General features: G+C 63.6%; 11 protein-coding genes. 8 read left to right on the top strand and 3 right to left on the bottom strand.

Annotation, left to right across the window (positions count from 1 at the left end):
- Window positions 1-2: 2 nt before the first annotated feature.
- Entirely contained in the window at window positions 3-1,226 is a 1,224-nt protein-coding gene (gene lysA, locus ACVWZT_RS00820) for a diaminopimelate decarboxylase (protein WP_457467698.1), read from the bottom strand.
- Between the two features lie 123 nt (window positions 1,227-1,349).
- Here lysA and ACVWZT_RS00815 point away from each other — a divergent pair, with 123 nt between their 5' ends.
- On the top strand, window positions 1,350-2,255 hold the full coding sequence (locus ACVWZT_RS00815; RefSeq protein ID WP_296234481.1) for a LysR family transcriptional regulator: 906 nt from the start codon (window positions 1,350-1,352) through the stop codon (window positions 2,253-2,255).
- A 94-nt stretch (window positions 2,256-2,349) separates the two neighbouring features.
- On the opposite strand, the gene ACVWZT_RS00810 is transcribed toward ACVWZT_RS00815, so the two are convergent.
- Window positions 2,350-2,703 (bottom strand): hypothetical protein, encoded by a 354-nt coding sequence (locus ACVWZT_RS00810; protein WP_457467696.1) that lies wholly within the window; start codon window positions 2,701-2,703, stop codon window positions 2,350-2,352.
- 274 nt (window positions 2,704-2,977) lie between these two features.
- On the opposite strand from ACVWZT_RS00810, the gene ACVWZT_RS00805 reads away from it, so the two are divergent.
- Entirely contained in the window at window positions 2,978-7,843 is a 4,866-nt protein-coding gene (locus ACVWZT_RS00805; protein ID WP_296234484.1) for an NAD-glutamate dehydrogenase, read from the top strand.
- A 151-nt stretch (window positions 7,844-7,994) separates the two neighbouring features.
- Here the strand turns inward: ACVWZT_RS00805 and ppsR are convergent, their stop codons facing one another.
- Window positions 7,995-8,813, bottom strand: coding sequence for a posphoenolpyruvate synthetase regulatory kinase/phosphorylase PpsR (gene ppsR, locus ACVWZT_RS00800; protein ID WP_225776982.1), 819 nt, complete (start codon window positions 8,811-8,813; stop codon window positions 7,995-7,997).
- Window positions 8,814-8,990: 177 nt separating this feature from the next.
- Between ppsR and ppsA the strand changes: the two genes are divergently transcribed.
- From ppsA to ACVWZT_RS00770, 6 genes are all read left to right on the top strand, one after another.
- Window positions 8,991-11,366, top strand: a complete 2,376-nt coding sequence (gene ppsA, locus ACVWZT_RS00795) for a phosphoenolpyruvate synthase (protein WP_296234486.1) — start codon at window positions 8,991-8,993, stop codon at window positions 11,364-11,366.
- Window positions 11,367-11,466: 100 nt separating this feature from the next.
- Window positions 11,467-12,471 (top strand): alpha/beta fold hydrolase, encoded by a 1,005-nt coding sequence (locus ACVWZT_RS00790; RefSeq protein WP_457467694.1) that lies wholly within the window; start codon window positions 11,467-11,469, stop codon window positions 12,469-12,471.
- Between the two features lie 44 nt (window positions 12,472-12,515).
- A complete protein-coding gene (gene rraA / locus ACVWZT_RS00785) occupies window positions 12,516-13,007 on the top strand; it encodes a ribonuclease E activity regulator RraA (protein ID WP_015269495.1) in 492 nt (163 codons plus the stop codon).
- 27 nt (window positions 13,008-13,034) lie between these two features.
- Complete coding sequence (locus tag ACVWZT_RS00780; protein ID WP_457467692.1) at window positions 13,035-14,030, top strand: zinc transporter ZntB; 996 nt, start codon at window positions 13,035-13,037, stop codon at window positions 14,028-14,030.
- A gap of 56 nt (window positions 14,031-14,086) precedes the next feature.
- Complete coding sequence (locus tag ACVWZT_RS00775; protein WP_296234491.1) at window positions 14,087-14,359, top strand: CrfX protein; 273 nt, start codon at window positions 14,087-14,089, stop codon at window positions 14,357-14,359.
- Window positions 14,360-14,361: 2 nt separating this feature from the next.
- Complete coding sequence (locus ACVWZT_RS00770; protein ID WP_170029048.1) at window positions 14,362-15,186, top strand: mechanosensitive ion channel family protein; 825 nt, start codon at window positions 14,362-14,364, stop codon at window positions 15,184-15,186.
- Window positions 15,187-15,291: the final 105 nt, after the last annotated feature.

The following is a 15,291-nucleotide window of genomic DNA, read 5'->3' as shown; positions in this document are numbered from 1 at the left end:
TGTCACTCCAGGCCCAGCAGATCCTGCACGGTCTGCCGGCGGCGAATCATGCGCAACGCGCCCTGTTCGATGAGGAACTCCGGCAGCAATGGCCGGCTGTTGTAGTTCGATGACATTGATGCCCCGTAAGCGCCGGCATCGTGGATCACCAGCAGGTCGCCCACCTGTGCCTGGGGCAGGTCGTGCGGGGTCAGTTCCTGGTCATCCTGGGTAAACACATCACCCGACTCGCACAGCGGCCCGGCGACCACGGTTGGCTGGCGTGGGCGGTCCACCGGCTGGCCGTTGGCGTCGAGCAAAGTCATGCGGTGGTAGGCGCCATACATGGCCGGGCGCATCAGGTCGTTGAAACCGGCATCGATCATGACGAAGGTGTTGCGGCCGGCCTGCTTCACGGCCCGTACTTCGGCCACCAGGTAGCCCGATTCCGCCACCAGGAAGCGCCCGGGCTCGATCTCCATGCGCACCGGGTGGCCCAGCATGGCTTCGATTTCCTGGCGCGCCACGGCCCAGGTGCGGGCGTAGCGCTGCAGGTCGACCGGCTTGTCGTTGCTGCGATACGGGGTGGAAAGCCCGCCGCCGATGGAGAAGGCTTCGATGTCCACGCCCAGCCGGCCAATCAGCCCGATCATCGCCCGGGCCACCTGTTCCAGGTGCTGGTAGTCCACGCCGGAGCCGATGTGCATGTGCACGCCCACCAGATGCAGGCCATGGGCCTTCACGCAGGCCAGCGCCTGGTCCAGCTGCTCGTGCCAGATGCCGTGCTTGCTGTTCTCGCCACCGGTGTTGGTCTTGCGGCTGTGACCGTGGCCGAAACCGGGGTTGATGCGCAGCCACACGCGGTGGCCAGGGGAGCGTTCTCCCAACTGGCGCAGCATGTCGATGGAGCCGGCGTTGATCTCGATCTTCGTCGCCACCACCCGCTCCAGGGTCGGCCGGTCCAGCGCATCGCAGGTCAGCACCACACCGGCGGGGTCGCCACCCACGCTTGCACCGGCAGCGAAGGCCCGCTCCATCTCGCCCAGCGATACCGCGTCCAGCACCAGGCCGTGGGCGCGCATCAGCCGCAGCACGTGCAGGTTGGGGTTGGCCTTCTGGGCGAAGCGCACGGTGTCGAACACCTTCAGTTGTTCGACCCGTTCGGCGATGGTGCTGGCGTCGTAGGCCCATAGCGGCGTGCCGTGCTGGCGGGCTGCCTCGGCCAGGAGGGGGAAGGGTGCGGTCATGGTGGCGCTACTCATATAAGGAAGGCGATGAGGATGGCCCAAAGCGCAAATTCAGAAAAATAGCTATTTTTCTGCTGGCCATTCATATCTGATATGCCTCTAGCCGAGTTACCGGGTGCCGCCATGAAATTGTCTGTTCGCCATATTGAAGTGTTCCGCGCCATCATGGCTGCTGGCAGCGTCACCGGTGCGGCGCGCCTGCTGTTCACCTCGCAGCCCACTGTCAGTCGTGAACTGGCGCGGCTGGAGCAGCTAACCGGCCTGAACCTGTTCGAACGCGAGGCTGGGCGCCTGGTGGCGACCGCCCAGGCGTTGCTGTTGATAGAAGAGGTGGAGCGCGCCTACCTCGGGCTGGAGCGGATCGAGCGCTTTGCCCAGGCCATTCGCAATTTCGAGCAAGGCCGGCTGGCTATCACTTGCCTGCCGCTGTTTTCCCAGACCTTGTTGCCCAGGGCGTGCCAGCGCTTTCATCAGCAGCACCGGGGCGTGAGCGTGAGCATTCTGGCGCAGGAGTCGCCGTTGCTGGAGGAGTCGCTGGTCGCCCAGCAACATGACCTGGGCCTGACCGAGGTCGAGCAGATACCCCGCGGCGCGTACGGCGAATTACTGTTCAGCGCCAACATGGTCTGTGTGCTGCCCGAAGGTCACCCGCTGCAGGCCAAGGCCGAACTGGAGCTGAGCGATTTCCACGAGGTCGACTTCATCAACCTGGCCAGCCTGGACACCTACCGGCAGCGCCTGGACCAGCACTTCCGGGCGGCGGGTGTGAACCGGCGCACGGTCATCGAGACCACCAGTGCCGCCTCGGTGTGCGCCATGGTCAGGCAGGGCCTCGGGGTGGCGATCATCAACCCGCTGAGCGGGCTGGAGGCCGCGCAGGGCGGGTTGCCAATCCGCCGGTTGCGGGTATCGGTGCCGTACCAAGTGATGTTGATACGGCCCGACCACCGGCCTGCGTCGGCGGCGGTGGAGCCGTTCTGTGAGGCGTTGCGGGTACAGGCACAGGAAATGCAGGCGGCGTTGATCTGATGCCCACCACGGCGGTCCCCGCAGGAGCGGCTTTAGCCGCGAACACCGGCGAAGCCGGTGCCATCCACCACGCTATCTGCTTGCCGGTGGGGCTTCACAGCTCGCAGACGAACGTGCCGGTCCCTTCCAGGATGTTCTCCAGGGTCTGCTTCACTTCATCCATGTCGCTCAGCTCGCTGGTCAGGTTGATCTCCAGCGTTTCATCCCCCTTCAGCGCATCGCGGTCGCCGGCCGCCACTTCGATCAGCAGGCGTTTGGCGCCCAAGGTCACTTTCAACCCATCCAGCGTCGACGGTTCGTCGTCCAGCGTCAGGTCGACGGTGTCTTCGTCCGGGTAGCGGGTCAGCAGGAACATCTGGCCCTTGTCGCTGTGGCAGCACAGGGTCGCCATGTTGTCTTCCTCGTCATCGCAAGGGGTGGCGAACAGCAGGGCAGTATCGATTTGCATGGACAAGGCTCGGATCAAAGGAAACGGAAAGGAATTCTGACAGTCTTGTCGCCAGGCATAAACGTAAAGTTACCGCCCCTTGACCGAAATTGTCGCAGCGCTGCAAGCCTGAATGACCGATCAGTCGGTAAGCTTCGGCGAGCCCTGGGCGTGCCTGCGCACGTTCAACGCCTGGTTTTACCGTTCGCCTCGCCACGGGTTGGCTATCGTTGATCCGTACATGGCGCACGCAGCGACGCTTCAACTATTACAAAGCCCAAGCGGAGTACCACAGATGGCGTTCTTCACCGCAGCCAGCAAAGCCGACTTCCAGCATCAACTGCAAGCGGCCCTGGCGCAGCACATCAGCGAACAGTCCCTGCCACAAGTGGCGCTGTTCGCCGAGCAGTTCTTCGGCATCATCTCTCTGGACGAACTCACCCAGCGCAGGCTTTCCGACCTGGCCGGCTGTACTCTTTCAGCCTGGCGCATCATCGAACGTTTCGACCCCGAGTACCCGCAAGTGCGGGTGTACAACCCCGATTACGAGCGCAATGGCTGGCAGTCGACCCACTCGGTGGTCGAGGTGCTGCACCACGATCTGCCGTTCCTGGTCGACTCGGTGCGCACCGAGCTCAACCGCCGTGGCTACAGCATTCATACCCTGCAGACCACCGTGCTCAGCGTGCGTCGTGGTGCCAAGGGCGAATTGCTCGAACTGCTGCCCAAGGGTACCCAGGGCGAGGGCGTGCGCCATGAGTCGCTGATGTACCTGGAGATCGACCGTTGCGCCAATGCCTCCGAGCTGACGGTGCTGGCCCGCGAGATCGAGCAGGTGCTGGCCGAGGTGCGCGTCGTGGTGTCCGACTTCGAGCCGATGAAGGCCAAGCTGCGCGAAGTGCTGGCGGAAGTGGAGCAGACCGCCTTTGCCCCGGCGCAGCATGAAAAGGGCGAGGTCAAGGCATTCCTCGAGTGGCTGCTGGACAACCACTTCACCTTCCTCGGCTATGAAGAATTCACCGTCCAGGGCAACGCCGATGGCGGTCAGATGGTCTACGACGAGCAGTCGTTCCTCGGCCTGCCACGCCGCCTGCGCGTGGGCCTGACCAGCGACGAGCTGCGCATCGAAGACTACGCCGTGGCCTACCTCAACGAGCCGCTGCTGCTGTCGTTCGCCAAAGCCGCGCTGCCCAGCCGCGTACACCGCCCGGCCTACCCGGACTACGTGTCGATCCGCCAGCTGGACGCCGATGGCAAGGTCATCAAGGAACACCGCTTCATGGGCCTGTACACTTCGTCGGTGTATGGCGAAAGCGTGCATGCCATCCCGTATATCCGGGTCAAGGTCAATGAAGTCGAGCGCCGCTCGGGCTTCGACCCCAAGGCCCACCTGGGCAAGGAACTGGCCCAGGTGCTGGAAGTGCTGCCGCGCGACGACCTGTTCCAGACCCCTATCGACGAACTGTTCAGCACCGTCATGTCGATCGTGCAGATCCAGGAACGCAACAAGATCCGGGTGTTCCTGCGCAAGGACCCGTACGGCCGCTTCTGCTACTGCCTGGCCTACGTGCCGCGGGAGATCTACTCCACCGAAGTGCGGCAGAAGATCCAGCAGGTCCTGATGGAGCGCCTGAAGGCCAGCGACTGCGAGTTCTGGACTTTCTTCTCCGAGTCGGTGCTGGCGCGCGTGCAGCTGATCCTGCGGGTAGACCCGAAGAACCGCATCGACATCGACCCGCAGCAGCTGGAACGCGAAGTTATCCAGGCCTGCCGCTCCTGGCACGACGACTATTCCACGCTGGTGATCGAGAACTTCGGTGAGGCCCAGGGCACCAACATCCTCGCCGATTTCCCCAAGGGCTTCCCGGCTGGCTACCGCGAGCGCTTCGCCGCGCACTCGGCGGTGGTCGACCTGCAGCACGTGCTGAACCTGTCGGAAAGCAAGCCGCTGGCGATGAGCTTCTACCAGCCGCTGACCCAGGTCGGCGAGCGCATCCTGCATTGCAAGCTGTACCACGCCGATACGCCGCTGGCGCTGTCCGATGTGCTGCCGATCCTGGAAAACCTCGGCCTGCGCGTGCTCGGCGAGTTCCCCTACCGGCTGCGCCATGCCAGCGGCCGCGAGTACTGGATCCACGACTTCGCCTTCACCTACAGCGAAGGCCTGAGCCTGGATATCCAGCAGCTCAACGACATCCTCCAGGACGCCTTCATCCATATCGTCCGTGGCGATGCCGAGAACGACGCCTTCAACCGCCTGGTACTGACCGCCGGCCTGCCCTGGCGAGACGTGGCGCTGCTGCGCGCCTACGCCCGCTACCTGAAGCAGATCCGCCTGGGCTTCGACCTGGGCTATATCGCCAGCACCCTGAACAACCACACCGACATCGCCCGCGAACTGACCCGGCTGTTCAAGACCCGCTTCTACCTGGCGCGCAAGCTCACCCAGGAAGACCTGGATGACAAGCAGCAGCGCCTGGAACAGGCCATCCTGACCGCCCTGGACGACGTGCAGGTGCTCAACGAAGACCGCATCCTGCGCCGCTACCTGGACCTGATCAAGGCCACCCTGCGAACCAACTTCTACCAGCCGGACGCCAACGGCCAGAACAAGTCTTACTTCAGCTTCAAGTTCAACCCCAAGCTGATCCCCGAGCTGCCCAAGCCGGTGCCCAAGTTCGAGATCTTCGTCTACTCGCCACGGGTCGAGGGTGTGCACCTGCGCTTCGGCAACGTGGCCCGCGGCGGCCTGCGCTGGTCCGACCGCGAGGAAGACTTCCGTACCGAGGTGCTGGGCCTGGTGAAAGCCCAGCAGGTGAAGAACTCGGTGATCGTGCCGGTCGGCGCCAAGGGCGGCTTCCTGCCGCGCCGCCTGCCGCTGGGCGGCAGCCGCGACGAGATCGCGGCCGAAGGCGTGGCGTGCTACCGCATCTTCATTTCCGGCCTGCTCGACATCACCGACAACCTCAAGGACGGTGGCGTGGTGCCGCCAGCCAACGTGGTGCGCCATGATGATGACGACCCGTACCTGGTGGTGGCGGCCGACAAGGGCACCGCGACCTTCTCCGACATCGCCAACGGCATTGCCATCGACTACGGTTTCTGGCTGGGCGACGCCTTCGCCTCGGGCGGTTCGGCCGGTTACGACCACAAGAAGATGGGTATTACCGCACGTGGCGCCTGGGTTGGCGTGCAGCGCCACTTCCGCGAGCGCGGCATCAATGTGCAGGAAGACCCGATCACCGTGATCGGCATTGGTGACATGGCCGGCGACGTGTTCGGCAACGGCCTGCTGATGTCCGACAAGCTGCAACTGGTGGCTGCGTTCAACCACTTGCACATCTTCATCGACCCGAACCCGGAGCCGGCCTCCAGCTTTGCCGAACGCAAGCGCCTGTTCGAACTGCCGCGTTCGGCCTGGACCGACTACGACACCAGTATCATGTCCGAAGGCGGCGGGATCTTCCCGCGCAGTGCCAAGAGCATCGCCATCAGCCCGCAGATGAAAGAGCGCTTCGCCATCGAAGCCGACCGCCTGACCCCGACCGAGCTGCTCAACGCGCTGCTCAAGGCCCCGGTAGACCTGCTGTGGAACGGTGGCATCGGCACCTACGTCAAGGCCAGCACCGAAAGCCACGCCGATGTCGGCGACAAGGCCAACGATGCACTGCGGGTCAACGGCAACGAACTGCGCTGCAAGGTGGTGGGCGAGGGCGGCAACCTGGGCATGACCCAGCTTGGCCGGGTCGAGTTCGGCCTCAACGGCGGCGCCACCAACACCGACTTCATCGACAACGCTGGCGGCGTGGACTGCTCCGACCACGAGGTCAACATCAAGATCCTGCTCAATGAAGTGGTGCAGGGTGGCGACATGACCGAGAAGCAGCGCAACCAGCTGCTGGGCAGCATGACCGACGAAGTGGCCGGCCTGGTGCTGGGCAACAACTACAAGCAGACCCAGGCGCTGTCGCTGGCAGCCCGCCGCGCCCGCGAGCGGATTGCCGAATACAAGCGCCTGATGGCCGACCTCGAGGCCCGTGGCAAGCTCGACCGCGCCATCGAGTTCCTGCCGTCCGAAGAACAGCTGGCCGAACGCCTGGCCGCTGGCCAGGGCCTGACCCGGGCCGAGCTGTCGGTATTGATCTCGTACAGCAAGATCGACCTCAAGGAGCAACTGCTCAAGTCGCTGGTGCCGGACGACGACTACCTGACCCGCGACATGGAAACCGCCTTCCCGCCGTCGCTGGTCAGCAAGTTCGCCGAGGCCATGCGTCGCCACCGCCTCAAGCGCGAGATCGTCAGCACCCAGATCGCCAACGACCTGGTCAACAACATGGGCATCACCTTCGTCCAGCGCCTGAAGGAGTCGACCGGCATGAGTCCGGCCAACGTGGCCGGGGCCTATGTGATCGTGCGCGACATCTTCCACTTGCCGCACTGGTTCCGCCAGATCGAGGCGCTCGACTACCAGGTGCCGGCGGAAGTCCAGCTGACCCTGATGGACGAACTGATGCGCCTGGGACGCCGGGCGACCCGCTGGTTCCTGCGCAGCCGCCGCAACGAGCAGGACGCCGGGCGCGACGCCGCGCACTTCGGGCCGAAGATCGCGCAGCTGGGGCTCAAGCTCGACGAGCTGCTCGAAGGGCCGACCCGCGAGCGCTGGATGGTGCGTTACCAAGGCTTCGTCGAGGCTGGGGTGCCGGAACTGCTGGCGCGCATGGTGGCCGGTACCAGCCATCTGTACACCCTGCTGCCGATCATCGAGGCGGCCGATGTCACCGGGCATGACCCGGCGCAGGTGGCCAAGGCGTTCTTCGCCGTGGGCAGCGCGCTGGACCTGACCTGGTACCTGCAGGAAATCAGCAACCTGCCGGTGGAGAACAACTGGCAGGCCCTGGCCCGCGAAGCCTTCCGCGACGACATCGACCTGCAGCAGCGGGCGATTACCATCTCGGTACTGCAGATGGCCGACGGGCCGGAAGACATGGACGTCCGAGTGGCGCTGTGGGCCGAGCAGCACCGGGTGATGGTGGAGCGCTGGCGCGCCATGCTCGACGACCTGCGTAACGCCACTGGTACCGACTATGCGATGTACGCGGTGGCCAACCGCGAGCTGGTCGACCTGGCCATGAGCGGGCAGGCGACGGTGCTGCCGTCCTGAGCTTGATGACGCGGTAAATAAAGCCCCGGCAGCGATGCCGGGGCTTTTTCATGGCGTCTGGCGCGGATTTTGTGGTGGTGCAGATATCGAGCGCCGCCCGCGCGGCGCGCGACCTCACTGACGATAAAAATCTTGTGGCGCGCCCTTCGCCTTACTTGAACCGGCGCTCCACCCCTTTCTCGACCAGGATCTTGGCCGAAATCTCTTCCACCGAGAAATGCGTGGAATTGATATGTGGAATGTTCTCCCGGCGGAACAGGCTTTCCACCTCGCGCACTTCGAACTCGCACTGGGCAAAGCTCGAATAGCGGCTGTTGGGTTTGCGCTCGTGGCGGATGGCGGTGAGGCGGTCGGGGTCGATGGTCAGGCCGAACAGCTTGTTGTGGTGCTTTTTCAATACTGCCGGCAACTGCAGACGCTCCATGTCGTCTTCGGTCAACGGGTAGTTGGCGGCACGGATGCCGAACTGCATGGCCATGTACAGGCAGGTCGGGGTCTTGCCGCAGCGCGACACCCCGACCAGGATCAGGTCGGCCTTGTCGTAGTAATGGGTGCGCGCGCCATCATCGTTGTCCAGGGCAAAGTTGACTGCCTCGATGCGCTCCATGTAGTTGGAATTGCCGCCGATCGAGTGCGATTTACCGACGGAATACGACGAGTGGGCAGTCAATTCCTGTTCGAGCGGGGATAAAAACGAAGAAAAGATGTCGATCATGAAGCCGTTCGAGGTCGCCAGGATTTCCCGGATGTCCTGATTGACGATGGTGTCGAAGATGATCGGGCGGACACCGTCGCGCTCGGCTGCGGCATTGATCTGCTGGACCATGGTCCGTGCCTTGTCCGGCGAATCGATATAGGGACGAGTGAATTTATTGAAAGGAATGCTCTCGAATTGAGCGAGCAGACTCTGGCCCAGGGTTTCGGCAGTGATGCCGGTGCCGTCGGAGATGAAGAACGCGGTTCGTTTCATTTGCGATCTGGGCCTTAAGCTGATGACGTTTCTTGGATATGATAAGTTCGGTTTGCCGAATGCGGCTGTCGGCATTCTCACTTATTTTCCATGTACAGGCCACAAGCGTCCGGCCAAGTCAATGAAGGCAGGCGGGCGCCCTTGAGCTTTTCCAACACAGTTAGTGGAGAGATCACCTTGGTAGAGTACGTAGTTTCCCTCGATAAGCTCGGCGTCCATGATGTGGAGCATGTGGGGGGCAAGAACGCATCCCTGGGCGAGATGATCAGCAACCTCGCAGGTGCTGGTGTATCGGTGCCGGGCGGCTTTGCCACTACGGCGCAGGCGTACCGCGATTTTCTCGAACAGAGTGGTCTCAACGACCGTATCCATGCGGCGCTCGACGCACTGGACGTGGATGATATCAACGCCCTGACCAAGACCGGCGCGCAGATTCGCCAGTGGGTCATGGAAGCCGACTTCCCGCCGCGCCTTGATAGCGAGATCCGCGCGGCCTTCGCCGAAATGGCCGCCGGTAACGACAACATGGCCGTTGCCGTGCGCTCCTCGGCTACTGCCGAGGACCTTCCGGACGCCTCGTTCGCCGGCCAGCAGGAAACCTTCCTCAACATTCGCGGCGTGGACAACGTGATCCGCGCGGCCAAGGAAGTGTTCGCCTCGCTGTTCAACGACCGCGCCATCGCCTACCGCGTGCACCAGGGCTTCGACCACAAGCTGGTCGCCCTGTCGGCCGGCGTGCAGCGCATGGTCCGCTCGGAAACCGGTACTGCCGGCGTCATGTTCACCCTCGACACCGAGTCGGGCTTCCGCGATGTGGTGTTCATCACCGGCGCCTACGGCCTGGGCGAGACCGTGGTGCAGGGTGCGGTCAACCCTGACGAATTCTACGTGCACAAGAGCACCTTGCAGGCAGGCCGCCCGGCGATCCTGCGCCGCAACCTGGGCAGCAAGGCGATCAAGATGGTCTATGGCGACGAAGCCAAGGCCGGCCGCTCGGTCAAGACCGTGGAAGTGGACCGCGCCGAGCGCGCACGCTTCTGCCTGACCGATGCCGAAGTCAGCGAGCTGGCCAAGCAGGCCATGATCATCGAGCAGCACTACCAGCGCCCGATGGACATCGAGTGGGCCAAGGACGGTGACGACGGCAAGCTGTACATCGTCCAGGCCCGCCCTGAAACGGTGAAAAGCCGTTCCAGCGCCAATGTCATGGAACGCTACCTGCTGAAGGAGAAGGGCACCGTCCTGGTCGAAGGCCGCGCCATCGGCCAGCGCATCGGCGCCGGCAAGGTCCGCGTGATCCACGACGTCTCGGAAATGGACAAGGTCCAGCCGGGCGACGTGCTGGTTTCCGACATGACCGACCCGGACTGGGAGCCGGTCATGAAGCGCGCCAGCGCCATCGTCACCAACCGTGGCGGGCGCACCTGCCACGCGGCGATCATCGCCCGTGAGCTGGGCATCCCGGCCGTGGTCGGTTGCGGCAACGCCACCCAGGTGCTGAAGGATGGCCAGGGCGTGACCGTATCCTGCGCCGAAGGCGACACCGGCTTCATCTTCGAGGGCGAGCTGGGCTTCGACGTCAAGCAGAACTCGGTCGATGCCATGCCCGACCTGCCGTTCAAGATCATGATGAACGTCGGCAACCCGGACCGTGCCTTCGATTTCGCCCAGCTGCCCAACGCCGGTGTCGGCCTGGCGCGCCTCGAGTTCATCATCAACCGCATGATCGGCGTGCACCCCAAGGCACTGCTGAACTACGCCGGCCTGCCAGCCGACCTGAAAGACAGCGTCGACAAGCGCATCGCCGGCTACCATGACCCGGTCGGTTTCTATGTCGAGAAACTGGTCGAGGGCATCAGTACCCTGGCGGCGGCCTTCTACCCGAAAAAGGTCATCGTGCGCCTGTCGGACTTCAAGTCCAACGAGTACGCCAACCTGATCGGCGGCAAGCTGTACGAGCCGGAAGAAGAGAACCCGATGCTGGGCTTCCGCGGTGCCTCGCGCTACATCAGCGAGTCGTTCCGTGACTGCTTCGAGCTCGAGTGCCGCGCACTGAAGCGCGTGCGCAACGAGATGGGCCTGACCAACGTCGAGATCATGGTGCCGTTCGTGCGTACCCTGGGCGAAGCCAGCCAGGTCGTCGACCTGCTCGCCGAAAACGGCCTGGCCCGTGGCGACAACGGCCTGCGCGTGATCATGATGTGCGAGCTGCCGTCCAACGCCATCCTTGCCGAGGAATTCCTCGAATACTTCGACGGCTTCTCCATCGGCTCCAACGACCTGACCCAGCTGACCCTGGGCCTGGACCGCGACTCGGGCATCATCGCCCACCTGTTCGACGAGCGTAACCCAGCGGTGAAGAAGCTGTTGGCCAACGCCATTGCCGCATGCAACAAGGCCGGCAAGTACATCGGCATCTGCGGCCAGGGCCCGTCGGACCACCCGGACCTGGCCAAGTGGCTGATGGAGCAGGGCATCGATAGCGTGTCGCTGAACCCGGATTCGGTACTCGAAACCTGGTTCTACCTGGCCGAGGGCCAGGACGAGGCCTGATGCAGTAGAACGCGGGGGAACGTCTGGCGTCCCCCGCCTGGTTTTTCCAGGGCGAGCTCCAGCAATGGATCCCGCCCTTTTTTATGCACCAAGCAACCTTATGCAAAGCAGCAGCACTCTATTTCCCGTGGCCCTGCTCAGTGCCGAACGCCGCGGCGACCTCAGCGAAGACGTGTATCGGATCAAGGCCGGCAACGGCCCGGATCCTACTGTCGAGCTGGCCGTGACCCGTCTTGGGCTGGCCGACCAGGGCCAGGCCCAGGGGGCGCCGGTCATCCTTTTGCACGGCAGCTTTTCCAACCGTCGCTTCTGGTATTCGCCCAAAGGGGTTGGCCTGGGAGCGTTTCTTGCCCGCGCCGGTTTCGACGTGTGGATCCCGGAGATGCGCGGCCACGGGCTGTCGCCACGCAACCGCGACTGGAAGCACAATAACGTTGCCGCCTATGCCCGAGATGACCTGCCGCTGATTGCCGCGTTCGTGTGCGAGCAGTCCGGCCAGGCGCCGCATTGGGTCGGTCATTCCCTGGGCGGCACGACCCTGGCAGCAGCCCTGGGGGGTGGTTTTCTGGACGCCGGCCAGGTTGCCAGCGTGGCCTTGTTCGGTACCCAGATCAGCCGTGTGTACTGGCCACTGAAGGTGCCGCCGCTGACCTGGGGAGCGAAGCTGCTGCTCAGGCGCTGGGGGCAGATCTCCGGGCCACGTTTCAAGCGTGGTCCGGAGGACGAACCGATTGGCCTGGCGCTGGAGAGCATGCGCTGGCATGGCCTGTTCGGGCGCTTTGGCGACAAGCACAACGACTGGTGGGCCGGCCTCGCCGGGGTGGATGTGCCGCTGCTGGCGGTGGCCGGTGCGGGCGACTTCCAGGACCCGGTATGGGCCTGCCGCAAGCTGTTCGAGCAGATGGGCGGGGAGCGCAAGCAGTTTCTGCGACTGGGCCGCGAGGAAGGTTTCGAGGCCTTCGGGCATGTCGACATGCTGGTGAGCAAGGCCGCACAGGTGCAAGTGTGGCCGATGGTGGAGCGCTGGCTGCGGGATCCGCTGCTGCCAGTACAGGCAGACATGACTGCTCAGTCCTGGATGACTGCGACAGCCTCCAGGGTGTAGCCTTGGCCGATAACCGCTTTCGTTGTGACTGACAGGAGTTTCCCATGCAGCATTACGTAACGCCCGACCTGTGTGACGCCTACCCGGACCTGGTGCAGGTGCTGGAACCGATGTTCAGCAATTTTGGTGGCCGTGATTCCTTCGGCGGCCAGATCGTCACCATCAAATGCTTCGAGGACAATTCGCTGGTCAAGGAGCAGGTCGAGCTCGATGGCAAGGGCAAGGTCCTGGTGGTCGATGGCGGTGGGTCGCTGCGCCGTGCCTTGCTTGGCGACATGCTGGCTGAAAAGGCCGCGAAGAACGGCTGGGAAGGCCTGGTGATCTACGGTTGCGTGCGTGACGTCGACGTGCTGATCCAGACCGATGTCGGGGTGCAGGCCTTGGCCAGCCACCCGATGAAGACCGACAAGCGTGGCATCGGCGACCTGAACGTGCCGGTGACTTTCGCCGGGGTGACCTTCCGCCCGGGTGAGTACGTATATGCCGACAACAATGGCGTGCTGGTCTCGCCAAGCCCGCTGAAAATGCCGGAGTGATGCGCCGCACGCGCTGATGGAGCTTTGATGTTCGAGGAAGACAACGCGCAGTGGGGGCTGGTGCATGCCCTGGTGCTCGATGGCAAGGGCGGCGCGCGCTCGATTGCCCGTACCGAACTGGACAGCCTGCAACTGCAACCCGGGCAAAGCCTGTGGTTGCACTGGGACCGCAGCCATCCGCAAACCCGCACCTGGCTGCTGCACGACAGCGGGCTCAGCGAATTTGCCTGCGAGCTGCTGCTCGAGGAGAACACCCGCCCGCGCCTGCTGCCCATGGCGCAAGAGCAACTGTTGCTGTTCCTGCGTGGGGTCAACCTCAACCCGGGTGCCGAGCCTGAAGACATGGTCTCGGTGCGCATCTTCGCCGAAGCGCAGCGGGTCATTTCGCTGCGCCTGCGGCCTTTGCGTGCCAGTGACGAGATTCTCCAGCAGCTCGAAGAGGGCAGAGGGCCGAAATCGGCCTCCGAGCTCTTGCTGCTGATGGGCGAACTGCTGACGGAAAAGGTTCAGGCCCTGGTCAGTGACCTGTCCGAACAGGTCGACCTGGAGGAAGAAAAGGTCGAATCCGACGAGCGGTATACACCGGAGAACGGTTGCCTGCAGCAGATTCGCCGGCGCGCTGCCAGCCTGCGTCGTTTTCTCGCCCCGCAGCGGGAGATCTACGCCCAGCTGTCGCGCAGCAAATGGAGCTGGTTCGCCAACGCCGACGCCGATTACTGGAACGAACTCAACAACAGCCTGATCCGCTATCTCGAAGAGCTGGAACTGGCCCGCGAACGCGCCGCGCTGGTGCTGGAAAGCCAGGATCGCCGGCGCAGCGAGCGGATGAACCGGACCATGTACCGTTTCGGCATCATCACATGCATCTTCCTGCCCATGAGTTTCGTCACCGGGTTGCTGGGCATCAACGTCGGCGGCATCCCGGGGGCGGAAAACCCCTATGGCTTCCTGTTCGCCTGCATCGTGGTGCTGGGGCTGGCGGTGGGGCAGTGGTGGCTGTTCCGCCGGTTGCGATGGGTATGAATGTGTGACCCATCGCCCGGCCATCTCGTCTCTGACTGACACTGCGCGAGGTGCCCATGCACGATCCGTTTGAAGAATCCCTGCGTGACCTGCTCAAGGCGTCACCCTCCGGCAATGACCGGGACGACCGGGATGACGCCGCCTGCCTGGGTCGCGTGCTGAAAACTGCCAACCGCCAGGTTGGTGCCGGTGATCTGTTCAGCCTGCTTGGCCGCTGGAGCCAGGCGCTGCTGATCGCCGTGAACAATGGCGCGGCGCATGTTGCGCCGGTGCGTCGACACTCTTCCCGCAACGCTGCCAGTGGCAGCAAAGCAGATAAGGCCGATTGAATATGGAACTCGATCTCTGGACCCAGAGCCTTGTCACTGCCATGACTGCCCTTTGGACCAAGGTAGCGAACTTCATCCCCAACCTGTTCGGCGCGCTGGTCGTGGTGCTGCTTGGTTTCGTGGTGGCCAAGCTGCTCGACACGCTGCTGTCCAAGCTGCTTGCCAAATTCGGCCTGGACCGCCTGATGGCCGGTACCGGGCTGACCAAGATGCTGGGCCGGGTCGGCATCCAGGTGCCGATCTCGACCTTGATCGGCAAGGTCGTGTACTGGTTCGTGCTGCTCATTTTCCTGGTCTCGGCCGCAGAGTCGCTGGGCCTTGAGCGAGTCTCGGCGACCCTCGACATGCTCGCCCTGTACCTGCCGAAGGTATTCGGCGCGGCGCTGGTGCTGCTCGCCGGCGTGCTCCTGGCCCAGGTCGCCAACGGCCTGGTGCGTGGCGCTGCCGAAGGCATTGGTCTGGAATACTCGGCAGGGCTGGGGCGCATTACCCAGGGCCTGGTGATCATCATCAGCATCTCGGTGGCCATCAGCCAGCTGGAAGTGAAAACCGACCTGCTCAACCATGTGATCGTGATCGGGCTGATTACCGTTGGTCTGGCCGTTGCGCTGGCAATGGGCCTTGGTAGCCGCGAAATTGCCGGGCAGATCCTGGCTGGCATCTACGTGCGCGAGCTGTACCAGGTCGGCCAGCAGGTGCGGATTGGCGAGGTCGAAGGGCAAATCGAGGAGATCGGTACGGTGAAGACCACGCTGCTGACCGATGATGGCGAACTAGTGTCGTTGTCCAACCGCGAGTTGCTGGAACAGCGAGTCAATAGCCGCTAACCGCACAAAAGCTGTTAATGTATGCCGCCGCGAAAATCGACCCACGGGGTCGCGCGGCGACATTGACCTGACTGTCGGCCAGATCCGTTTTGAATAAAGTTCATT

Source organism: Pseudomonas sp. TE21394 (assembly GCF_054057835.1).
This window is presented reverse-complemented; position numbering and strand designations above follow the sequence as displayed.